The organism is Paraburkholderia hospita, assembly GCF_002902965.1.
Lineage (GTDB): Bacteria > Pseudomonadota > Gammaproteobacteria > Burkholderiales > Burkholderiaceae > Paraburkholderia > Paraburkholderia hospita.
This window is the reverse complement of the sequence record NZ_CP026106.1, coordinates 3,083,542-3,105,833: the sequence shown is the minus strand read 5'-3', so window position 1 is coordinate 3,105,833 and position 22,292 is coordinate 3,083,542. Positions and strand designations below refer to the sequence as shown.

General features: G+C 61.7%; 22 protein-coding genes. 21 read left to right on the top strand and 1 reads right to left on the bottom strand.

Annotated features, from left to right (window positions below; genetic code table 11):
* Positions 1–74: 74 nt before the first annotated feature.
* The 5 genes from C2L64_RS32425 to C2L64_RS32410 all read left to right on the top strand — a co-directional run bounded on the left by C2L64_RS32425 (position 75) and on the right by C2L64_RS32410 (position 3,214).
* Positions 75–329, top strand: coding sequence for a DUF6723 family protein (locus C2L64_RS32425; RefSeq protein WP_007587721.1), 255 nt, complete (start codon positions 75–77; stop codon positions 327–329).
* Between the two features lie 104 nt (positions 330–433).
* Positions 434–673, top strand: coding sequence for a DUF2442 domain-containing protein (locus C2L64_RS32420; RefSeq protein WP_007587719.1), 240 nt, complete (start codon positions 434–436; stop codon positions 671–673).
* A gap of 179 nt (positions 674–852) precedes the next feature.
* Positions 853–990 (top strand): hypothetical protein, encoded by a 138-nt coding sequence (locus tag C2L64_RS53495; protein ID WP_158660548.1) that lies wholly within the window; start codon positions 853–855, stop codon positions 988–990.
* Positions 991–1,440: 450 nt separating this feature from the next.
* Positions 1,441–1,908, top strand: a complete 468-nt coding sequence (locus tag C2L64_RS32415; RefSeq protein WP_039901354.1) for a DUF2844 domain-containing protein — start codon at positions 1,441–1,443, stop codon at positions 1,906–1,908.
* 16 nt (positions 1,909–1,924) lie between these two features.
* Positions 1,925–3,214 (top strand): DUF3443 domain-containing protein, encoded by a 1,290-nt coding sequence (locus tag C2L64_RS32410; protein WP_007587716.1) that lies wholly within the window; start codon positions 1,925–1,927, stop codon positions 3,212–3,214.
* Positions 3,215–3,324: 110 nt separating this feature from the next.
* Here C2L64_RS32410 and C2L64_RS32405 read toward each other — a convergent pair whose 3' ends face one another.
* Positions 3,325–4,728, bottom strand: coding sequence for a GntP family permease (locus tag C2L64_RS32405; RefSeq protein ID WP_007587714.1), 1,404 nt, complete (start codon positions 4,726–4,728; stop codon positions 3,325–3,327).
* A gap of 353 nt (positions 4,729–5,081) precedes the next feature.
* Between C2L64_RS32405 and C2L64_RS32400 the strand changes: the two genes are divergently transcribed.
* From C2L64_RS32400 to C2L64_RS32325, 16 genes are all read left to right on the top strand, one after another.
* On the top strand, positions 5,082–6,542 hold the full coding sequence (locus tag C2L64_RS32400) for a sigma-54 interaction domain-containing protein (protein ID WP_007587710.1): 1,461 nt from the start codon (positions 5,082–5,084) through the stop codon (positions 6,540–6,542).
* A gap of 75 nt (positions 6,543–6,617) precedes the next feature.
* Positions 6,618–7,199, top strand: coding sequence for a BON domain-containing protein (locus C2L64_RS32395; RefSeq protein WP_007587708.1), 582 nt, complete (start codon positions 6,618–6,620; stop codon positions 7,197–7,199).
* A 74-nt stretch (positions 7,200–7,273) separates the two neighbouring features.
* On the top strand, positions 7,274–7,552 hold the full coding sequence (locus C2L64_RS32390) for a hypothetical protein (RefSeq protein ID WP_039901367.1): 279 nt from the start codon (positions 7,274–7,276) through the stop codon (positions 7,550–7,552).
* A 460-nt stretch (positions 7,553–8,012) separates the two neighbouring features.
* Positions 8,013–8,216 carry a hypothetical protein gene (locus C2L64_RS32385; RefSeq protein WP_007587705.1) on the top strand — a complete coding sequence of 68 codons (204 nt, stop codon included), beginning with the start codon at positions 8,013–8,015 and terminating at the stop codon, positions 8,214–8,216.
* 46 nt (positions 8,217–8,262) lie between these two features.
* Positions 8,263–8,532 (top strand): hypothetical protein, encoded by a 270-nt coding sequence (locus C2L64_RS32380; protein WP_007587703.1) that lies wholly within the window; start codon positions 8,263–8,265, stop codon positions 8,530–8,532.
* A 129-nt stretch (positions 8,533–8,661) separates the two neighbouring features.
* Positions 8,662–8,955, top strand: a complete 294-nt coding sequence (locus C2L64_RS32375) for an H-NS histone family protein (protein ID WP_007587702.1) — start codon at positions 8,662–8,664, stop codon at positions 8,953–8,955.
* A 570-nt stretch (positions 8,956–9,525) separates the two neighbouring features.
* Positions 9,526–10,047: a formaldehyde-activating enzyme gene (fae, locus tag C2L64_RS32370; protein WP_007587701.1), complete on the top strand. Its 522-nt coding sequence runs from the start codon at positions 9,526–9,528 to the stop codon at positions 10,045–10,047.
* 176 nt (positions 10,048–10,223) lie between these two features.
* Positions 10,224–11,270: an aldo/keto reductase gene (locus tag C2L64_RS32365; RefSeq protein WP_007587700.1), complete on the top strand. Its 1,047-nt coding sequence runs from the start codon at positions 10,224–10,226 to the stop codon at positions 11,268–11,270.
* On the top strand, positions 11,267–12,706 hold the full coding sequence (locus C2L64_RS32360; RefSeq protein WP_007587698.1) for an NAD-dependent succinate-semialdehyde dehydrogenase: 1,440 nt from the start codon (positions 11,267–11,269) through the stop codon (positions 12,704–12,706). The genes C2L64_RS32365 and C2L64_RS32360 overlap by 4 nt, the downstream gene beginning before the upstream one ends.
* A 90-nt stretch (positions 12,707–12,796) precedes the next feature.
* Entirely contained in the window at positions 12,797–14,218 is a 1,422-nt protein-coding gene (locus C2L64_RS32355; RefSeq protein ID WP_007587696.1) for an MFS transporter, read from the top strand.
* 856 nt (positions 14,219–15,074) lie between these two features.
* Complete coding sequence (locus C2L64_RS32350; RefSeq protein WP_007587695.1) at positions 15,075–15,635, top strand: fimbrial protein; 561 nt, start codon at positions 15,075–15,077, stop codon at positions 15,633–15,635.
* 69 nt (positions 15,636–15,704) lie between these two features.
* A complete protein-coding gene (locus C2L64_RS32345) occupies positions 15,705–16,454 on the top strand; it encodes a fimbria/pilus periplasmic chaperone (protein WP_007587693.1) in 750 nt (249 codons plus the stop codon).
* Between the two features lie 225 nt (positions 16,455–16,679).
* Positions 16,680–19,292 (top strand): fimbria/pilus outer membrane usher protein, encoded by a 2,613-nt coding sequence (locus C2L64_RS32340; RefSeq protein WP_007587692.1) that lies wholly within the window; start codon positions 16,680–16,682, stop codon positions 19,290–19,292.
* A 42-nt stretch (positions 19,293–19,334) separates the two neighbouring features.
* On the top strand, positions 19,335–20,384 hold the full coding sequence (locus C2L64_RS32335; RefSeq protein WP_158660547.1) for a fimbrial protein: 1,050 nt from the start codon (positions 19,335–19,337) through the stop codon (positions 20,382–20,384).
* Positions 20,385–20,834: 450 nt separating this feature from the next.
* On the top strand, positions 20,835–21,404 hold the full coding sequence (locus tag C2L64_RS32330; RefSeq protein ID WP_007587686.1) for a fimbrial protein: 570 nt from the start codon (positions 20,835–20,837) through the stop codon (positions 21,402–21,404).
* A gap of 84 nt (positions 21,405–21,488) precedes the next feature.
* Complete coding sequence (locus C2L64_RS32325) at positions 21,489–22,229, top strand: fimbria/pilus periplasmic chaperone (protein WP_007587684.1); 741 nt, start codon at positions 21,489–21,491, stop codon at positions 22,227–22,229.
* Positions 22,230–22,292: the final 63 nt, after the last annotated feature.

The window sequence follows — 22,292 nt, the reverse complement described above, 5'->3', positions numbered from 1 at the left end:
GACATGAACCGCTCACAGTGAGCGTGCGAAAATAGCGCCTTTCGCACGATAGTTCACGCATTCAAGAAGTCATCATGAGCAGTTTCATTCCCAGTGTGCCCGGCAAGACCGAGGGCGATTTCGAAGTCAGCGCAGGCTCGAAGCTCGCCGGTTACCGGCGCTTTTTCGGCGTGCTGCGCGTGGTGCGCAAGACGGACGGGCGCCTGCTCTTTCCGTTCGACGGCGCGCCCGATCTCGGTCCTTATCCAACGAAAGAAGAAGCGCTCGCTGCGGCGCAGGTGTACGGCGAGCATATCGTCGAACATGATCTCGCGCGGCCCGAACTGTAAGCGGTTTCTCCGCCGCGATTTTTTCTGTTCGTGCCCCGTGCAATGCGCTTGAAGCGCGGGGCTGGCACGACTATCGTTTGAGTGGACCCCTGCGGGAGGCAATCATGCGTGCCGATGCCGTCGATGTGCATTTCGATAGTGCACACCTGTTTCTCGACCTATCCGACGGCCGCGCCGTCGAGTTTCCACTCAACTGGTTTCCCACGCTCGCTGCGGCAACCGAAGCGGAGCGCGAACACTTCGCCATTTCGATCGACAAGCAGCAACTGATCTGGCCTGAACTCGACGAGGACATGGATGTGACTGCGTTGCTGCTGTCGCTGCCGGAGTCGATGCGCCACTAGAGACGGCGCTTTCCGTCGATGCATGAGGACGGCGTCGTCCGGCGTCGTCCTGATTTCGTTCGTCTGCCGATCGCACAAACGCGGGCGGCCCCGGCCGCATGCGTTAAAATGGCCGCTTGGTGCCAAACGGAGTTTTTGTGCGATCTGTCGTTATTTATCTCACGCCTTCCCTGGACACCATGACGGAATCTGTATCGGCTTCAGGCACGCGCGAGGTTGGCGCCGAGCTGAATCGCAATGCGAAGGTCGAACATGATCGGGGAGACATCGTCGTCGAATCGACGACACATGATGGTCCGTCGGTTCAGGCTCTCTAACAAGAACGAATAAAACGGCGCGCTTGCTTTCGGGCAGCGCGCCGTTGTTGTTTGCGCGCGCTTCTCAAACCATTTCCTCGTACGGATAAAGCATCTTTAAAGCCGCATTGCATGGCGACAGTCCAGTGTCCGAAAGATTAATTTAATCTTTCTATTCATTTCATTCTGCTGTCTGTTTGAAATTACCGCTCATTTTGCAATGCAGATATTGCAAGCGAACCCGGTTTTTCTCTCGCGTCTCCCTTCAGTTTAAAACCCTCATACCGTTAACAGAGTTTGATCTCCATCATGCATTTAGCCAATGCGGGATAAATGCAAAAAGCATGAATGAAGATCTAAGTGGTAGTAGTGCCTTTAAAGATGCGATGGAAGCAAAATATCAAATCGCTCGCATGTCGTGAGCGAACGGGGATTGGCTTCAATCGAAGAAAAAATAAACCGAGGACTTGAATGAAGTTACGTTTGCAATGCCTGTTGGCAGCAGCCGCATTTGCCAACTGCCTTTCCGCTCACGCGGCACTTGGCTCGTCTCCCACCTACACCGCAACAACGACCACAAGCTCCACTCAGGCTGTCATGCGCCTGAGCGCAACGGCCGTGCCCTACACCGTCAGCGAAGCGACGCTCACCGACGGCACGCTGGTGCGCGAGTACGTCGGTCAATCGGGCGTGGTCTTCGCCGTGTCCTGGCACGGCCCTCACATGCCGGATCTCAGCTCGCTGCTGGGCAGCTACTTTGCGGGCTACCTCGACACCGTCAATCAGCAGCATGCGCAGCAGGGCAGCGCATTCGGTCCCGCGACGGTGCAGCGTTCGGATGTCGTAGTCCAGACGGGCGGCCATATGGGCGCGTACGTCGGACGTGCGTGGTTGCCGACGGGTCTTCCCGCTGGCGTGAGCAGCGACGATATCCAATAAGGCGAGGGGACTGAAAATGCGTGCATTGAAATGGATTCTTGCCGTCAGCGGCATGTGTGTGGCGCTGGCTGGATGCGGCGGAGGCGGGGGTTCGTCGAACACCTCGACCAGCAGCGCGTCCGGCACGTCGACGCCCGCGGCAGTGAGCACCGCGTTCGCCGATCCGACGGCGACGCCCGTGTCGTCGGGCTCGGCGAATACGGTGCCTATCGTCGTTTCGTCGTTCAGCAGCGTGCGGAACTTCCCGATGGTGAGCGTGAAGGTTTGCGCGCCGGGTAGCGGCGGCATCGGGGTGACTTGCTCGACGATCGACAACGTGCTCGTCGATACGGAGTCGTTCGGCCTACGTTTGTTCGCTTCCGTCATTCCGACATCGACGTTGAGCAATTTGACGCAGCAGGTGCAAGGCGCTCAGACCGTTGCGGAATGCGAGTCGTTCGGTTCGGGCAATACATGGGGCACGGTGCGTACGGCAGATGTGAGCCTGTCGAGCGAAGTCGCGCCGAACGTGCCGATCCAGGTGATCGCGGATCCGTCACTGGCCGCGACCATTCCGACGGGCGTCAACGGTTGCCTTGTCGGCACCAACATGACGACGCCCACGGCGCTCGGCGCGAATGGCATTCTCGGTATCGGCACGTCGCCGAACGATTGCGGCGCCAACTGTCAGAACAGCCTCGTCGCGGGTGCTTACTACGTGTGTACGGGTTCGAGCTGCACGCCGGCGCAGGTGACGATCCCCAATCAGGTGACCAACCCCGTGACGAAGTTCACGACCGATAACAACGGCGTGATCGTCGAGATGGCGCAAGTGCCCGATACGGGTGCTGCAACGGCAACGGGAACGCTCGTCTTCGGCATCGACACGCAATCGAACAATGCGCTGAGCGGCACCAACGCGACCATCTTGCCGACTACTATCGCGGGAGATATGGATGCTGTGTTCGAAGGACGCACGTACAGCAAGACGGCATTCTTCGATTCAGGATCGAGCGGTCTGTACTTCCAGAGCACGGCGCTGACCAAGGCATCGAACGGCTTCTACACGCCGGCCGCGCCGACGGGAATGTCGGCTGTCTTCACGGCGGCCAATTCCGCCACGGCAACCGTCAAGTTCAACGTCAGCAACGGCGTCACGCTGATCAATTCCGGCAACTACGCGTTCAATAACCTGGGCGTTTCGATGTTCAATGCGCTCGACATCGGCATGCCGTTCTTCTACGGTCGGCATATGTACTACGGCATTTCGGGTCAGCCGGCGTCGTCGGCGGGTGCTGGGCCTTATGTCGCGTACGTGTCGAGCTGAACGTGCGTGACGCTGCTCACGCGGGTTTCATTGATCGGTTGTGCGTGAGTGGAGTGCAATAAAAAAGGGGGCGCAGTGCGCCCCCTTTTGCGTCTGGTACAGCAGCCTGCTTAAACCAGCCCCGTCGCGTAGTAGAGCCCGATCACGAAGAACACAGCCAGCGTCTTGATGATCGTCACGGCAAAGATGTCGCGATACGACTCGCGGTGCGTGAGGCCCGTCACGGCCAGCAGCGTAATCACCGCGCCGTTGTGCGGCAGCGTATCCATGCCGCCGCTCGCCATCGCGACCACGCGATGCAGCACGTCCATCGGAATATGCGCAGCGTCGGCGCCCTTGATGAACAGATCCGACATCGCCGCGAGCGCGATGCTCATGCCGCCCGATGCGGAACCCGTGATACCCGCCAGCGAGCTCACCGACACGGCCGCATTCACGAGCGGATTCGGAATGCTCTTGAGCGCATCGCTGACCACGATGAAGCCGGGCAGTGCCGCGATCACACCGCCAAAGCCATACTCCGACGCGGTGTTGAGCGACGCGAGCAACGCGCCGCCGACCGCCGCCTTCGTGCCCGAAGCGAAACGCTCCTTCACGCTGCCAAACGCCGTGATGACGACGAGCAGAATGCCGAGCAGCAACGCGCCTTCCACCGACCAGATCGCGACCAGCGACTTGATCGTCGCCGTCACGGCCGGGCCGTGGTTACCGGGCAGCACGTCGGGCGAAACGGTGTAGGTCGCGCCGTACCATTCGGGAATCATGCGCGTGAGCACGAAGTTCGCGACGCCGACCAGAACCAGCGGGGCAATCGCCAGCAGCGGATGCGGCAGCTTGTCGGTTTCCATCTTCTCCGGCTCGTTCAGCAGCGACGTGCCGTAGCCTTCGCCCTTCGCCATCGCCGAGCGGCGGCGCCATTCGAGGAACGACAGGCCCACGACGAGGATGAAAAGCGAACCGGCGATACCGAGGCCGGGCGCGGCCCATGCCGTCGTCTTGAAGAATGTGGTCGGGATGATGTTCTGGATCTGCGGCGTGCCCGGCAGCGAATCCATCGTGAACGAGAACGCGCCCAGCGCGATCGCGCCCGGCATCAGACGCTTCGGAATATTGCTCTGTCGATACAGTTCCGCGGCGAACGGATACACCGCAAACACGACGACGAACAGCGAGACGCCGCCGTAGGTCAGCAACGCGCACACGGCGACGATCACCGCATTCGCCCGCGAGCGGCCGATATAACGGATCGCCGAGTGCACGATCGACGCGGCGAAACCCGACAGTTCGATTACCTTGCCGAACACGGCGCCGAGCAGGAACACAGGGAAGTACAGCTTCACGAAGACGACCATCTTCTCCATGAAGATGCCCGAGAACACGGGCGCGACGGCGGCGGGATCGACTAACAGCACCGCGCCGAGCGCGGCGATCGGCGCGACGAGAATGACGCTGTAGCCGCGATAGGCGGCGAACATCAGGAACGCCAGGGCGGCGAGGACGATGACAAAAGCCAATTGAGTCTCCAATGCTTGGTTGTTCTACGTGGACGCGCGCGACAGGGCGCGGCGGCAGGCGCCTGATATTGCAGGTTCCGTGCCATGCCCGTCAGCCGGGCTTCTGCGACCCGGGCGGCGAAAAGAGCCGCGCGACGATTCGAACGATAGTACAAATTTGTCTCCAAATGGAGACAAATTGCAGTCTGTCGAGTTCGATTCGGCGAAGCATACCTTAATCAGCGGGGTTGTTGCAGGTCTCGTACGTGAGATAATCAGTCCACAAATTGAGACAACACAAAAATTATCAGCTTTGCATGGGATCACGGTAAGCGCTAAAGCGCCAACCATGATCGACAGGAGACAGCGACAATATGATGAACGACTGGTCGGGCCTGCCCGCGACCTACAGCGAAGTCCTGCGCCGCGCGATGGACTCGCTCTTCCGCACGTTTGAGAACTTCAGCGAAGGCACCTTTATCGTCGATGCCGATGCGCGCGTCGTGTGGATCAATAAACGCTACGCGGCACGCTTTGGTTTTGCCGATCCGCAACAGGCGATCGGCCGCGATTGCGAAGCCGTGATCCCGAATAGCCTGATGCGCGAAGTCGTGATGACAGGCAAGCCGATCCTGCTCGACATTCTCGAAACCGACCGCGAGCCGCTCGTCGTCACGCGTCTGCCGTTGAAGGACGACGCGGGCAAGACGGTCGGCGCCGTCGGCTTCGCTCTCTTCGACGAGATGAAGGCGCTCACGCCGCTCTTCTCCCACTACTCGCGCGTACAACAGGAACTGATCGCGACGCGCCAGTCGCTCGCGCAGGCGCGCCGCGCGAAGTACACGTTCGCGAGCTTCGTCGGCACGAGTGCGGCCAGTCTCGAAGTGAAGCGCCAGGCGCGGCGCGCGTCGCAAGTCGATTCGCCCGTGCTGCTGCTCGGCGAAACGGGCACCGGCAAGGAACTGCTCGCGCATGCGATCCACGGCGCATCCGCGCGCTCGACCAAGCCGCTCGTCACCGTCAACGTCGCGGCGATTCCCGATGCGCTGCTCGAAGTCGAGTTCTTCGGCGCGGCGCCGGGTGCGTACACGGGCGCGGACCGCAAGGGACGCGTCGGCAAGTTCGAACTCGCCGATGGCGGCACGCTGTTCCTCGATGAAATCGGCGATATGCCTTTGCCGCTGCAAGGCAAGCTGTTGCGCGTGTTACAGGATCGTGAGTTCGAGCCGCTCGGGTCGAACCGGATCGTGCGCGCCGACGTGCGGATCATCGCGGCGACTTCGGCCGATCTGCCCGCGCTCGTTGCCGCGGGGCGCTTCCGCCCGGACCTGTTCTATCGCCTCAACGTGCTCACCATTCATGCGCCGCCGCTGCGCGAGCGCCAAACGGATATCGAGGCGCTCGCCTATACGATCCTCGAAGATCTGTCGACGCAGGTGCCTGGCGGTCACTTCGAACTGCAGGACGACGCGTTGCGGCTGTTGTGCTCGTACGGCTGGCCAGGCAATGTGCGCGAGCTGCACAACACGCTGGAGCGCGCGGTGATGTTGTCGGACAGCGAGCGCATCGATGCGCGCGCGCTTGCGCCGTTCATTGGGCCGGTGCGCGGACAGGCCACGTTCGATGCGCCCGTACCCGTGCAGACAACGGCTGCCAGGGCATCGGACGCAGCGCAGCCGCAACAATGGGCGGACGCGATGGCCGCGTTCGAAAAGCGGTTTATCGACGAAGCGTTGCGCGCGTGCGAAGGACGCGTCACGGAAGCGGCCGCGCGTATCGGCATGGGGCGCGCGACGCTGTATAAGAAGATCGCTGCGTACGGCATCGAAGTGTGAAGGTCGCCGGGCGTGCCGCTGCGCAGTACGATCATGCTGCTGGCAGCTAGGCAAACCCAGAGGAGAGACCTGGCCATGACACGCTGGATCGTTTGGATCGTGCTGGTTATCGCGAGTGCCGCTTGCAATGTGCTGCATGCGCAAGAGGCGTCATCGGCGGCGCCAGGTGAACGGCGCAACTGGTACAACGATCCGTTCTTCACGCTTTCGCATGCGATCACCGATTGCCCCGTGCCGCTCGGCCCGATGATGACGCACGCGCAGATGGAAGACGATGCGCACTATCGCGTGGAGCGAGGCACGACCTGCTGGCTTGCGCACAAATGCACGAAGCCGAACTCCTATCTGTACGACGCGGATATCGCCAGCGCGATTCAGGCGCGCTTCACGAACCCGCATGCATTCGACGGCACGAGCGTGTGGATCACGGTGCAGCGCCGCTTCGTCTATGCGGAAGGTTGCGCGCCCGCATCGTTCGACAGGCACGCGTTGCAGCAGCAGCTCGAAGCGATTCCCGACGTCGAGCAGGTGTTCATGCGCATCGCCGCGAGCACACATGGACCGATGCCCTACAAGACGCTTGCGGAACCCGACAGACAGCCGATAGCAGAGCCGACAGCGCAACCGATAACGCAACCGAAGCCACAGACTCAATAACACGATAAACGCAACGCAAGGCGGCCATGGCACAATCGCGTTCGTCGAAAAACAAGTGGCCAACGGGGTTTTCCATGAAACGCAGTCAAACATCCACGGCGCGCGTCATGCATTGGGTTCGCAGCGCGGCGCTTCCTGTCGTCGTCGCGATGACGGGCGCGCTCGCCGCGTGCAGCAGCGCGCCGCCGCTCTTCGCGCCGGATGGCCGGCCCACCACGCTCGTTCAATGCCCCGCCGGCTCCGACAACTGCGAGCAGCAGGCGCAAGCGATGTGTGGCGGCGCGTTCGACACGATACGCGCGACGACCGAAAACGGCGGGCGCAGCCTGCTGTACGCCTGCCGCGGAAAGTAAGCAGCACTGCCGCCATACCATGCCGGGCCGCGCTTGCGGCCCGCTAACTTCCTGAAGCACGTCACGCCGATATATCGCCCGCTGCATGTCGCGGTCGATGCACTTGCATCGACCTGAACCGCTGCATCTTCGTTGCAGCATTCGCACAGATCGAAGCATGCATCGGCGGATTTCTGGACCGCTCTGAACAACCACTGGTCATCCTGGCTTTGCGCGGCCCGCGAGCGTTGCGCTGGCGCATCGCGCGAGGCGATTCCGTGCGCCGCCCAACGGAACACATCGATATCCGCGTATAGATTTCTGATAGCGGATGAGGTCGCGTGGCAGGGACATGCGCTGTCCATCCGATTCCGGGAAGCGTGTGCAGGCAATACAACGACATTGAGAGAGCGGCAGTCGATTTCCCGCGGCACATTTCGTGCTAACCGATGGCGCCTTGCGAGGGACGACGGGGAAGGCAATGAATCACGAGCAGATAGAAAAGGATATTGAGCACCTGGAACACGTCATCTCGCGCATCTCCGCTGCCGACGGCATTCCGCTGTCATACTGGCGCAGCCGCATCGAATCGGTGTTGGTTGCCACGCTGGTGCCGTCTCAGATCAAGCGCGTCCAGCGGCTCATCGACGCGTTGCACGCACTCGAAGTTCGTTACAAGCGCTGAGCGCCGCCAACTCGCGCGCGCCCGGCCTTGCCCACAGGACTCGTTCATGGACAGAGCAGGATTCTCGGCCGCGCGTCTCGCGCGTTTGACGGATGCGATGCAAGGCGATGTCGACCGCAGCGAAGTGGCTCGCGTCGCGACGCTTGCATGGCGCAACGGCGGGATCAGTCGCTTCGATGCGCGCGCGACCCGCTTCGTATACCTTCCATCGGACACGTTCAATGGTCGAGGCAAGCCTTCGGTCCCGGCCTGTCGATCGAATCGTTCGGATGGCCAGGCGCCTTCGGCACCCGCTGATTCAGCGATCCCGTCGTGAATCTGATCGCACGTTTGTTGACGGTGCGCAGTGCTCGTGGATCTCTGACAGCACTACACTGCTATCCGGCACTTTTTAGGTCTGGTACGGTCTGAGTTGCCGTACAGCTTTGCAAGGAGACTTCGCCAGATGGCCACATACAGACAGCTGACCGCCCAACTCGAAAAGCTTCAGAAGGAGATGGAACAAGCACGTGAACAGGAAGTGACTCAGGCGATCGCTGACATCAAACAGAAGATCGCCGAATACGGCATCACCGCTGAGGAGCTTGGCTTCTCGAGCAAGGTGCGCGCGGCGGGGCGCAAAGCCGCGCTGCCTCCGAAATACCACAACCCCAAGACGGGAGAAACCTGGAGCGGCCGTGGCCGTGCGCCGGGTTGGCTCGCGGGTAAGAACCGCGACAAGTTTCTCATCGACGAATGAAGCTGGCGCAAGCGCGCGTCGCCCTCAGCCGATAAGTGCGCTTGCTCTTCCTTCCTGTTTTTCTCGTCCCGCAGCGGTGCCGGCCTTTGACCGGTGAACCGTACAGTGAGCGAAAGCGCAGCCGCTAAGCGCACCGTCGCGGGAGTCCCGAAAACTCTCACCTTTAGCTGGCGCTGCCCGTTCGAAGCGGCGCGCCGGATTCCCTATCGCTTGCCTGAGACTCGCTTGACGGCGTTGCGGCAAGTGCGTTCTTATGATTGCGGCGTTCGCCGTGAAAGCCTTATGTAGAAAGGGTTTTCGGCATTCCGCGCGGAACGCCGACGCGCTTTTAGCGTGCCTTGCTGATGCGTTTCTTAAGAACGCCGCGCCCTTGCTTAAGGCGTGATTCGCGGCTGATTTTCCCGCCTCCCGAAAACCCTCACCTCAGCGTTTTTGCGTCATCGGCCACGACTCAGTGGAAACCCGGAGTTGAGTCCGCCTCATACCCCGGATCAAAAAACATCGCTTCATCGTCCTGCTTTTCGGCCAGCACAATCAGCGCATCCCACTCAACCTGATGGAACTGGACAGATGAGCACCACTGAAAAGCAACTGTATATCGGCGAAGGATTCGAAGGCCCGGGCGTGAACCTCGCGCACATCAACGTACTGGTCGGTCCGCGCAACGGCCCCGCTGGCCAGGCATTCGCCACCGCGCTGTCGACGCCGTCCGCCGGTCACGCGCCGTTCGTCGTGATCGCGCGTCCGGGCGTGCCGACCAAGCCGCTGACGCTGTATGTGAACAAGGCGCAGATCGAAGGCGACTTCCACGGCAACGCGACGTGGGGCGCATCGCAGGCGGGCATCGCAAAGGCGGTTGCCGATTCGCTGGAGAACGGCACGCTGCCGCCCGAAGCGGAGAACGACTGGGTCGTCGTGTCGGCGAACTGGGTCAACCCGAAGACCGACGATCTCGACGCCGTGTTCGAAAACAACTACCGCGCATGCAAGAACGCGATTCTCGCGGCGATGAAGGGCCTGCCGCACAAGGAAGAAGTGTTCGCCGCCGCGCGCGAAGTATCGAACCCGTTCTATACGCCGAAGCAGCGCTAAGCCTTCGTATTAACTGCGCCCTAGCGGGCATGGGACCAGAGTAAGGCGCTGAAGCGCCAACGCTGGTCGACTCGCCACGGGATCAGAGTAAGCGCTGAAGCGCTAACTCTGATCGACCTGGCATGGGACCCACGTAAGCGCTAAAGCGCTAACGTGGGTCGACAGGAGACATCGCAATGGAATACATTCGCCTCGGCCAGTCGGGCCTGAAGGTTTCGCGTCTGTGCCTCGGCACGATGAACATGGGCACGCCGCAATGGAAGCCGTGGATTTTCGATGAAGCGCAAAGCGAGCCGATCGTGCGTCACGCGCTCGAAGCGGGCGTCAACTTCATCGACCTCGCCGACTTCTACTCGACGGGCGTCGGCGAAGAAGTGGTCGGCCGCATCCTGAAGCGCCTCGCGCGCCGCGAAGAGATCGTCGTGACGACCAAGGTCGGCTATGACATGGGCACGTACCAGAACGCGGGCGGCCATTCGCGCAAGCACATCATGGACGGTATCGACGGTTCGCTGTCGCGTCTGGGCATGGACTACGTCGATATCTTCATGCTGCATTACTTCGACGTGAACACGCCCGTCGAAGAAACGATGGCCGCGATGAATGACATCGTGCGCGCAGGCAAGGCGCGCTACATCGGCGTATCGACGATGTACACGTGGCAGTTCGCGAAGATCATGCAGGTGTGCGAGCGCAACGGCTGGCACAAGCCGATCAACATGCAGCTGCAACTGAACCTCGCGTATCGCGAGGAAGAGCGCGAAATGATTCCGTATTGCCAGGATCAGGGCGTGGGCGTGTCGGTGTTCAGCCCGCTCGCACGCGGTCTTCTGACGAGCGACGCGCAATCGACGCGTAATCAGACCGACTTCTTCACCGCGCAGATGTACGGCGACACGGCTTCGCGCGAGATCGCGGCATCGGTGGCGCGCGTGGCGGCCAGGCGTGGTGTCTCCGCGGCGCAGATCGCGCAGGCGTGGGTGCTGCAACGTGAAGGCATCTCGAGCATGCTGGTCGGCGCGGATACGCCGGCGCAGTTCGACAGCGCGCTGGCCGCGCTGGGCACGAAGCTCGAAGCGGAAGAACTGCACGAGCTGGAGCGCAACTACACGCCGTGCGATCTGATCAACGACTACACGGCGGGCAAGCGCATCGCGCGCGAAGCACGCGCCGCACAAGGCGCATTCGCCGACGTGGCAAGCAATCTGGATAAAGCAGCATGAGTGAATTTCTCCGCACAGGCCACTACATCAACGGCGAGTGGTACGAAAGCGCGAACACGTATCCCGTTCGCAATCCGGCGACGGGCGAGGTAATCGCCAATGTCGCGAAGGGCGGCGCGCAGGAAACGGCGCAAGCCATCGACGCCGCCGAGCGCGCGTTCCCCGCCTGGCGCGCGCTGACCGCAAAAGAGCGCGGCGCACGCGTGAAGCGTTGGGGCGAGCTGATGCTCGAGCATCGCGACGCACTCGCCGAACTGCTGACGCGCGAGCAAGGCAAGCCGCTCGCCGAAGCGAAGGGCGAAGTCGGCTACGCGGCGAGCTTCTTCGAATGGTTCGCCGAAGAAGCGAAGCGCAGCTACGGCGACGTGATTCCGAGCCCGAAGCCCGATTCGAAGATCATCGTCACGCGTGAGCCGGTTGGCGTGGTCGCGGCGATCACGCCGTGGAATTTCCCGCTCGCGATGATCACGCGCAAGGCCGGCCCGGCGATCGCAGCCGGTTGCACGATGGTCCTGAAGCCTTCGGAAGAAACGCCGCTGTCCGCGTTCGCGCTGGCCGTGCTCGCCGAGCGCGCGGGTATTCCGGCAGGCGTGTTCAACATCGTCTCGGGCGATGCCGTGGCGATCGGCGGCGCGCTGACGGAGTCGCCTGTCGTGCGCAAGCTGTCGTTCACGGGCTCGACGCGCGTCGGCAAGCTGCTCGCCAAGCAGTCGGCGGATACGCTGAAGAAGCTCTCGCTGGAACTGGGCGGCAACGCGCCGTTCATCGTGTTCGACGATGCCGATATCGACGCCGCCGTGCAGGGCGCGATGGCGTCGAAGTTCCGCAACACCGGGCAGACCTGTGTGTGCGTCAACCGCTTCTATGTGCAGGACGGCATCTACGATGCATTCACGCAGGCGCTGACGGAAGCCGTGAAGAAGATGCGCGTCGGCGATGCGCTGAAGGGCGAGGTCGAGCAAGGTCCGCTGATCAACGAAGCTGCGCTGATGAAAGTCGAGGCGCATGTCGCCGACGCGTTCCAACACGGCGCGAAGGCGCTGACGGGCGGCAAGCGTCACGCGCTGGGCGGCACGTTCTACGAGCCGACGGTGCTGGTCGACGCGACGCAACCGATGCTGATCGCCGAAGAAGAAACCTTCGGCCCGGTGGCCGCGTGCTTCCGCTTCAAGGCGGAAGACGAAGCGGTCAAGGCCGCGAACGACACGCCGTTCGGTCTGTCCGCGTACTTCTACACGCGCGATCTGGGGCGTGCATGGCGCGTCGCGGATGCGCTGGAAAGCGGCATGGTCGGCATCAACGAAGGCATCATCTCGACGGAAGTCGCGCCGTTCGGCGGCGTCAAGCAGTCGGGCCTCGGCCGTGAAGGCTCGAAGTACGGCATGGATGAATACGTCGAACTGAAGTACATGATGATGGGCGGTCTGGGCCGCTAGTCGTCAGTGCTTCGTCCGCCACGCGCGGCGGAAAAGCAAGGAAGTACGCGTCCCGGCGCGCACCACGGGACGCGATAACAAGGAGACATCTTGAGCGATCAAGACCTGCTTGCGCGGCCGTCCGGCCCCGCATCCCCGTCCCCGCGCGTTTCAGCGCCGGCCCAATCTAAACATCCGCAACACACGAACCGCAACACCGTCTCGCTCGATGATGTGCCGCTGAACGGCTTCCACATCAAGATCGCCGGGCTGACGTTCGGCGCGCACTTCACGGAAGGCTTCGCGCTCGGCACGATCGGCTATGCGCTCGCGTCGCTCAACAAGCAGATGCCGCTCGACGCGTTCTGGCAAGGCATGATCGGCAGCTCCGCGCTGATGGGCATTTTCATTGGCAGCCTGGTGTTTGGCTGGCTGTCGGACCGCATGGGCCGTCAGCGCATTTTCCTGCTGAGCTTTCTGATCATCACGCTCGCGGCTTTCGCGCAGTTCTATGTGTCGTCGCCGGCGATGCTCTGCGCGTTGCGCGTGCTGATCGGCTTCGGCATGGGCGGCGATTTCGCCGTCGGTCACGCGATTCTCGCGGAGTTCTCGCCGCGCAAGCATCGCGGCACGCTGCTCGGCTCGTTCAGCGTGATCTGGACGATCGGCTATGTGGTCGCGAACGTGCTCGGCCTGTGTTACGCGGATGCGTCGCCGGATGCGTGGCGCTGGCTGCTGGCGTCGGCGGGCGTGCCTGCGCTCGCGGTGCTGGTCATGCGGATCGGCACGCCGGAATCGCCTCGCTGGCTGCACGGCAAGGGACGCATCGCGGAAGCGCAGGCCATCGTGCTGAAATACTTCGGCCCGAACGTGACGATCGACGGCGGGCATGACGACCATGCGCACGGTGCTCAAGGCGCTCACGGTGGTTTCGCGCGTCTGTTCAAGCCGGACCTGATCCGCCGCACGATCTTCAACTGCGCGTTCTTCGTGTGCCTCGTGATTCCGTACTTCGCGATCTACACGTTCCTGCCGTCGATCCTCAAGGCGATTCATCTCGACAACGGCTCCGGCGCGGATTTCCTGCTCAACGGCTTTCTCGTGGTCGGCGCGCTGCTCGGCATCTGGCTGACGATCGTGTTGTCGCGCCGCGCCTTCCTGATCGGCTCGTTCGCGGTGACGTGCCTGTCGCTGCTCGCGCTGAGCGTGCTGCCGGAATCGGCGGCGCTGTGGATGATCGTCGCGTTCGCGGTGTTCACGCTGACGATGTCGGCGTTCTCGAATCTGGTCGGCGTGTTTCCGCCCGAGTGCTTCCCGACGGAAGTGCGCGCGTGCGGCGTCGGGCTCGCCATTGCGTGCAGCCGTCTGGGTTCCGCCGTCGGCACGTTCCTGCTGCCGCTCGGCATCGCGCAACTCGGCTTTCACTCGACGATGCTCGCGCTGTCCGCGGTGTTGCTGGTTGGAATGATTGTTTCGATTGCGTGGGCGCCAGAGACGAAGCATCTGACGTTGAATCAGGCGAGTGGCGCTTAGCGAAACGCGCATCTACAACGCATTCCTCGGTTGAAGCCCGAAGCGCCCGTTAAGGGTGCTTCGGGCTTTTCTATTTGAGCCTGCCGATTCTCTATTTGTCCTGTCGGTAGCAATGAGCACACGTTATGCGTCGACGGGATGCCGCAGTGCATAGCGCATTTATAAATTCGTGCAAAGCCTGAAATGTCACTTCTAAACGCTTTAGGCGTTTTTATTCGCGTCTCTAATATGAAATCAAAAAGCTTTCCCAATTCCCTACACAATCGGATCTCAAAAAAATAAGACCATTGATCTTCGTCATTCAAAGCTGCTATTTGACGATGATAAGTTTTATCAACGCTCAACGACACAAACGTTTGCTGCCCAATCAGTTTTCTTATTTGAACCGCGTGGCCAGGCGTCGCGTCGGCAAGGTTCTGGACGCCGGCACCATTTCGATACCCGTGAACGCAGCAATCGGTTCGACCGCGAATGAACTGGCGCCGAGGGCGTTTGAGTTCAATTGCCGCTATATAAGTACATTGAGTCCGCCAAATATCACGTCCGCAACTCGCTATGCGACTTGTTCACCTAAGGTAATTCTCAGGAAATAGGACCGTTGACATTCGTCATTCAGGGCCTTTAGTCGTCAATGTTACATTTCGCTTTCACTTGATTGGCGATGCAAACGTTTGCGTTTAGCGTAGTTCTCCAACTGATTCGCAGGTGTGTCGTCCTTCCGCTTTCATCCGGGTCGCTTCTCACGATTCGATATACGCCGATACGGCAAGAGACCATGCCTCGGGGGCGACATGACGGGAACGAGCAGCGAAGCATCGGAAAGCTTTTTTTTGGCAAGCACTTTAGGAGCATCAGCATGCAAAAACGCATCTTGTCCACGGCCGCTATCGGTCTGATGGCATTCCTGTCCACGGCAGCTCACGCGGCCGACGGCACGATCACGATCACAGGTTCCGTCACGGATACCACCTGCTCGATCAATAGCACGGCGAGCGGTACGGCCGCCGACGTCGCGGTGGTCTTGCCGACCGTGCAGGCTGGCTCGCTGGCAGCCGCCGGCGCGACGGCCGGCATGTCGAATCTCGGCGATATCCGTTTGATGCTGAGCGGTTGTTCGGGCGCAGCCACGAAGGCGGTCGCGCGCTTCGAAAATGGCCCGACCGTGGATCAGAGCAGCGGTTATCTGACGAATCAGGCATCGGCTTCGCCCGCGCAAAACGTGCAGGTGCGTCTGCTGAACGCGAATACGCAACCGATCAACATCCTGACGGGCGGCAACAACACGCTCGCCACCAACGGCGCGACGATCACGGGCGGTGCGGCCACGCTGAACTATTTCGCGCAGTACTACGCAACGGGCAAAGCGCAGCCGGGTAACGTGAACACGTCGATTCAATACACGATGCAGTATCAGTAACCAATTGAAGTGGGGCGTGCGCTTGCGTGCATGCCCCGATCTTTTCGCATTGCACGGAGCACGCGCGACATGTTGATGAAACGGAGACTGAACTGCCGATGGCAGACCGTTCTGCTGGCGGCCGTCATGGCCGCGGGCGCCGCGCACGCTAGCGTGACGATTGGCGGCACACGCGTTGTCTATCCGCTCGATCAGCGGGAAGTGACAGTCAAGCTGACCAACGACAGTCGCAATCCGTCGCTGGTCCAGGTATGGCTCGACAGCGGCGACAGCAACGCGAAGATCGACGACAGCAAGACGCCGTTCGTGATCACGCCGCCCATTTTCCGCATGAACGCGGGCCGGTCGCAGACCTTGCGCATTATCTACAGCGGCGATGCGCTGCCGCAGGACCGGGAATCGGTCTTCTGGCTCAACGTGCTCGATATTCCGCCGAAGGCCGTGCCAAAGCCGGATGTCAACACGCTGCAACTCGCCTACCGCACGCGAATCAAGCTCTTCGCGCGTCCGCCGACATTGCCGGATACGCCGGACGACGCGCCGCGTCAGATCGAATGGAAAGTCGTGCCGGCCGACGAGGGCAAGGGGCAAGCACTCCTCCTGTCGAATCCGACGGCCTACCACGTGTCGTTCAGCAAGATCACGGTGACGGCAAACGGCCATCGCTACGAGTACGACGCGGGCGGCATGGTCGTGCCGCACGGTAGGGAGACCTTTGCCATCCCGAAGATGGAAGGGGTTCAGTCGGGCCAGATTCACTACATCGCCATCAACGACTTTGGCGGTGCGATCGAGGGCGACGCGGTCATCAGTCCGTGAGCAGCTTGCTGTAGCGCCATGTGCGGCCGTTTCGGCCGCGTTCTATTTCCGGTCTATCGAACGTGAGGACGTGCGCTTTCGCGCACGGTGGGTCGTTGCGCGCGTGTGCCGCGCATTTTCGTTGAAGCGGCTATCCGCGGGGGGGCGATCGTGCCATGCAGGACTTCGCTTTCGTCAAACCGACATACATGCCGCGAGCTTCGTGCACGCGATGAGTTTCCCGACATGACATGCTTTCGCCACCCCGATTTGCCGATGACCGGTCCACGGACGTTGCGCCCTGTTGCCGCACTGGTTCCGCCCGTGTTCGCGATCATCGCCGGGCTGTATGCCGACCGCGCGATGGCGGCCGATCCGGCGAATCCCGTCGAATTCGACTCGACGTTCCTTCAATCGGGCTCGAAGGTCGATGTTTCGCGCTTTTCGCGCGGCAACGTGATTGCGGCGGGCAGCTATTACGTCGACGTCTGGATCAACGACGCGCGCACGGCGCGTGAGAACGTACGCTTCGTGCCGGCGGGCGAAGGTCAGAGTGCGCGCGCTTGCTTGACGCGCATGATGCTGGAAAAGTGGGGCGTCGATTTCTCGCGCATCGTTGTGACGAAAGATAGCGCGACGCCGCCGGCCGCGAACGAATGTGTCGACGTGAACGCCGTCGTGCCGCAAGCCACGGTCGATTTCGACTTTTCCGAGCAGAAGCTCGCGCTCACGATCCCGCAGAAGTACATGCGCAACAGGGCGCGCGGCTACGTGCCGCCCGAGCTGTGGGAGAACGGCGTGAATGCCGGTTTCCTCAGCTACAACGCTAACGTCTATCAGTCGAGCAACAACGGCGCGCGCACGACGCAGGGCTATGTCGGACTGAATGCCGGCGTGAATGTGGGCGGCTGGCATTTCCGGCATCAGTCATCCGTAACGGCGATGACGGGACAGACTACCCAGTTCGACGACATTGCGACCTATCTTCAGCACGACGTGACGAAGCTGCGCTCGCAGGTCGTGTTGGGCGAAGCCTTTACCACCGGCGACGTGTTCAACAGCGTCGCGTTTCGCGGCGCGCAGATTGCCACCGACGACCGCATGCTGCCGGAATCGCTGCGCGGCTATGCGCCTGTCGTGCGCGGCACGGCCGAATCGAATGCGCGCGTCAACATCAGCCAGAACGGCCAGACCATCTACGAAACAGTGGTGCCGCCCGGACCGTTCGAGATCAGGGATCTCTACCCGACGGGCTATGGCGGCAACCTCGATGTGACCGTGACGGAAGCCGACGGCCGCCAGAAGTTTTTCACTGTGCCGTATGCGTCGGTCGCGCAATTGCTGCGGCCGGGCATTACGCGTTTCGCCTTGACTGCCGGTCAGCTTCGCGATGCATCGCTGCAGACCAGGCCCGTCTTCGCACAACTGACGTTGCAGCGGGGCCTGACGAATCTCGTCACGCTCTATGGCGGCGTCATTGCGGCGGACGGCTATCTGGCCGCCAACTTCGGCGTCGCGCTGAATACGCCCGTGGGCGCGGTCGCGGGCGACGTCACGTTGGCGCGCACACAGGTGCCGGGCCAGGCATCGATGCAAGGCAACAGCCTGCATATCAGCTACAGCAAGTTTGTCGATGCGACGGACACCAACTTTGCCCTTGGCGCCTATCGCTATTCGAGCTCCGGCTATCTCAATCTCACCGACGCCGCGCGGCTGCGCGATTACGTCGGGCATGGATCGGTGGGCAATCCTGCCGACCGCACGCGCGGCCAGTTCCAGCTGACGATCAGCCAGAACCTTGCGCAATACGGCTCGCTGTTCCTGAACGTCACGGCGCAGGACTACTGGAATCGCGGCGGACGCGACACCTTCTATCAGGCCGGGTATTCGAACAGTTACCGGTTCGGCACCTATAGCGTGACGTTGGGGCGCACCCAGAACGCGTACGGCGAGCCGTCGAACCAGATCATGCTGACCACGACGATTCCGCTCGGCAAGTCGCGGCACGCACCGATGCTTTCCGCGACTTACAACCGCAACGGCGACACATCCAGCCTGCAGGCCAGCATGAGCGGCACCGCGGGCGACGGCAACCAGTACTCGTACAACGTCTACGGCACGGTGAACGACGCATCGGCGACGGGCGTCAGCGGGAACGGCGGCGCGAGCGGCACGTACCGCGGACCGTACGCGCAGTTGACGGCGTCGGCGAGCGGCGGCTCGCATTCGTCGCAGGTGTCGGCGGGCGCGAGCGGCTCGATCGTCGCGCATCGCGGCGGCATCACGTTCTCGCAGACGGTGGGCGAGACGTTCGGCATCGTCGAGGCGAAGGGCGCGCAAGGCGCGAGTTTGCCGGGCGCGACGGGCGCGAAGATCGACGGCGACGGCTACGCGATCGTGCCGTACCTCACGCCGTATGCAATGAACACGGTGGATATCGATCCGAAGGGCACGTCGATGGATGTCGAGTTCGAGTCGACATCGGAGAGCGCGGCACCGCGTCTTGGATCGGTTGTGCTGTTCAAGTACCAGACCGACACCGGCCGCGCCGCGCTGATTCGCGCACCGCGCGCCGGTGGCAAGGCGCTGCCCTTCGGCGCCGAGGTGCAAAACGAGAACGGGCAGAGCGTAGGCGTGGTGGGACAGGACAGCCGCATCTTCACGCGCGATCTGTACGACAAGGGAACGCTGATCGTGAAGTGGGGCATCGCGACGAGTGAGCAATGCCGCATCGATTACGCGCTGCCGGCGCGCAAGGAAGGCGGCAAGCCGAAGATGGGTTACGCGTCGCTTGAAGCGCATTGCCTGCCCGTCCCGGCGGCGGCGACGGAGCCGGGCGTGCAAACACCGGCGAAATGAGCTTAACCACAGCTTGCATATCAGGACTAAGACGAGATGAACATGACAGCGATGAGTCGAGGTAACGGACGCTGGTTCGGGCGTTTGCTTCAGCTGGCGATGCTGGTGAGCGTGATGCTGGCTGCCCCGGCGGCGAACGCGCAGATCGTGAATTGCTATGCGCTGACAAATGGGGGGTACGCGCCCGCCGTAGGTACCAATCCCTTTCCACGCGATGCGCCGACGGGCAGCACAAGTTCTTCTTTCTCGACGACAGTCGGTTTTCAGTGCGACGGGTACCCGCGCGCCGACCGCGACATTTTCATCACCTTCACGATAAATCCGTCCGGACTGGTGCCGGGATTCAGGGATGTTTATCCGACCAATATCGGCGGCGTGGGGGTGCGGTACACAGTCTCCAACGGTGCTGGCACATCGTGCAGGGGGATGCCGGCGACGATATCAGGGTCACTCAAGGTCACGTGTCACCAGCCTCCTAGCCCGAAAAGTCGCCGCATCAACTACCACCTCGACGTTGCCGCCCAGTTCGTCAAAACGGGGCCGTTCAATTCGGGCGCTCTGGCGACTATTCCGTCGGTAACGGCCAATCTGACCAGAAATAACCAGTCCGGCACAGTGGCGCTGGGCACTTACTTCACCGGGGCCAGCGGCTCGTTCATCAATACAGCGTGTTCGGTCAGGCAACCGGCGATTCAGGTGCCAATGCCTGTTGCGACACGCAGGCAACTGGGTTCAGTGGGTGCGACGTCGGGTGCCACACCGTTTGCAATAGCGCTCGATTGCGATCCGGGCGTGCGCGTCGCCATGACGATGACGGACGCGACCACGCCTTCGAACCGGAGTTGCACGCTGTCGCTCGCACCCGATTCGACGGCGCGCGGCGTCGGCTATCAGATCATATTCGGCGGCCAGACGATCTGCTTTGGTCCGGATTCGCCGACGGCCGGCACGACCAATCAGTTTGTGGCTTCCGATACACCGACGTCAGGCGGGCCGCTTTCGGTGCCGTTTCAGGTGCGCTACGTCCGCACGGGCGATCTCAACGCCGGCTCGGCGAATGCGCTGGCCACATTCACGATGTCGTATCAGTGACGATCAGCGTGTCGTAGCGGCGCTCGCTTTCGGAACGCATTCGGCGGTTGAAGCCCGAAGTGCCCGTGAAGGGTGTTTCGGGTTTTTTCTGTTTGCGCCCGCTGATTCTATTTTTGAGAAACGGGGGCGACGGGCGAGATGGGTCCATTCGGTCTCGTCAAAGCGCGCTTTTTCTCAAAAAAGTGAATGTACGTCTTTAGAGCGTTGCCCCATATGCTTTTGCGCAGGAAGGCAAACGCGCCGTCTATCTCATAAATTTGGGAGTCGTCCTAGAGCTTCCTAAGCGAGCGAATTTTAAGATTGTTTCTGTGCTGAGCGACAACGCGGTCAAACGAAGTAACGGACCGGACAGCAACGATCAGCGAAAGCGGTGCGGCATCACGAGATGAAAGCGCCGCTGGTTTTACATAGCAGACTTTATTCGTTCATCAGATCCTTAGGAGCATCAACATGCAAAAGCGCATCATCCCCGCTGTCGTCATCGTCGCAATGGGCATCGTTAGCCTCCAGTCGATGAAGGCGCACGCCGCCGACGGCACGATCACCATCAACGGCGCAGTGTCGGACACGACCTGCTCGATCAACGGCGTTGCAGCCGGTTCGCCCGCCGATGTGTCGGTGACGCTGCCGACGGTTCCGGCTGGTGCGCTGTCCTCGGCTGGCGCGACGGCCGGCACGTCGAACCTCGGCGACATCCAGCTTTCGCTGAGCGGCTGCTCGGGCACGGCGACGAAGGCAGTCGCACGCTTCGAAAACGGCCCGAACGTCGATCAGAGCAGCGGCTACCTGCTGAACAAGGCATCCGCTTCGCCGGCGCAGAACGTTGAAGTGCGCCTGATGAACGCGAAGATGCAGCCGATCAACATCCTGACCAACGCGAACAACGACGCCGCTACCAACGGCGCGGTGATCTCCGGCGGCGCGGCGATGCTGAATTACTTCGCGCAGTACTACGCGACGGGCAAGGCGCAGCCGGGTAGCGTCACCACGTCGGTCCAATACACAATGCAGTACCAGTAAGCGGCATCGAAGGAGGCGTTTGTTTCGGAAAACGCCTTCTTCAGCAACATTGTTTCGATAAACGCGTAGCGAAAGGTGAAGGCGATGAAGACGATGGGTCGGTTGCTGGCTGGTGTGGGTGTGGCATGTGCACTGTTCGCAGGCGTGGCTCAGGCGAGCGTGACGATTGGCGGCACACGGGTCGTGTATCCGCTGGATCAGCGCGAAGTGACTGTCAAGCTGAATAACGACAGCCGCGCGCCTTCGCTGGTGCAGGTCTGGATGGACGACGGCAACGTCGACACGAAGCCGGGCGACAGCAAGGCGCCGTTCGTCATCACGCCGCCCATCTTCCGCATGGACGCGGGCAAGTCGCAGACGCTGCGCGTCATGTACAGCGGCGACGCGCTGCCGCAGGATCGCGAGTCGGTGTATTGGCTCAACGTGCTGGACGTGCCGCCCAAAGCCGACGCGAAAGCCGATGCGAATACGCTGCAATTCGCCTATCGCACGCGGATCAAGGTGTTCGTGCGCCCGCCGAAGCTGCAGGGCACGCCCGACGAGGCGCCGCGCCAGCTCGACTGGAAGGTCGTGCCGGCGCCGGAAGGCAAGGGCCAGGCGCTCGCCGTGTCGAATCCGACTGCGTATCACGTGTCGTTCAGCGAGATCAGGGTGTCGTCCAACGGCGCTACCTACAAAAACGACCGGGGCGGCATGGTTGCGCCACGCGGCAAGGAGATCATCGCCGTGCCGCAGATGAACGGCGTGAAGTCCGGCAAGGTGCACTACGTCGCGATCAACGACTTCGGCGGCGCGATCGAGGGCGACGCGGACATCGCTCCCTGACACGTCTCACCCTCACTTCGAGGCGCCGATTCCGCCGGCCGCCTTTTCCTCTCAGAAATCTCA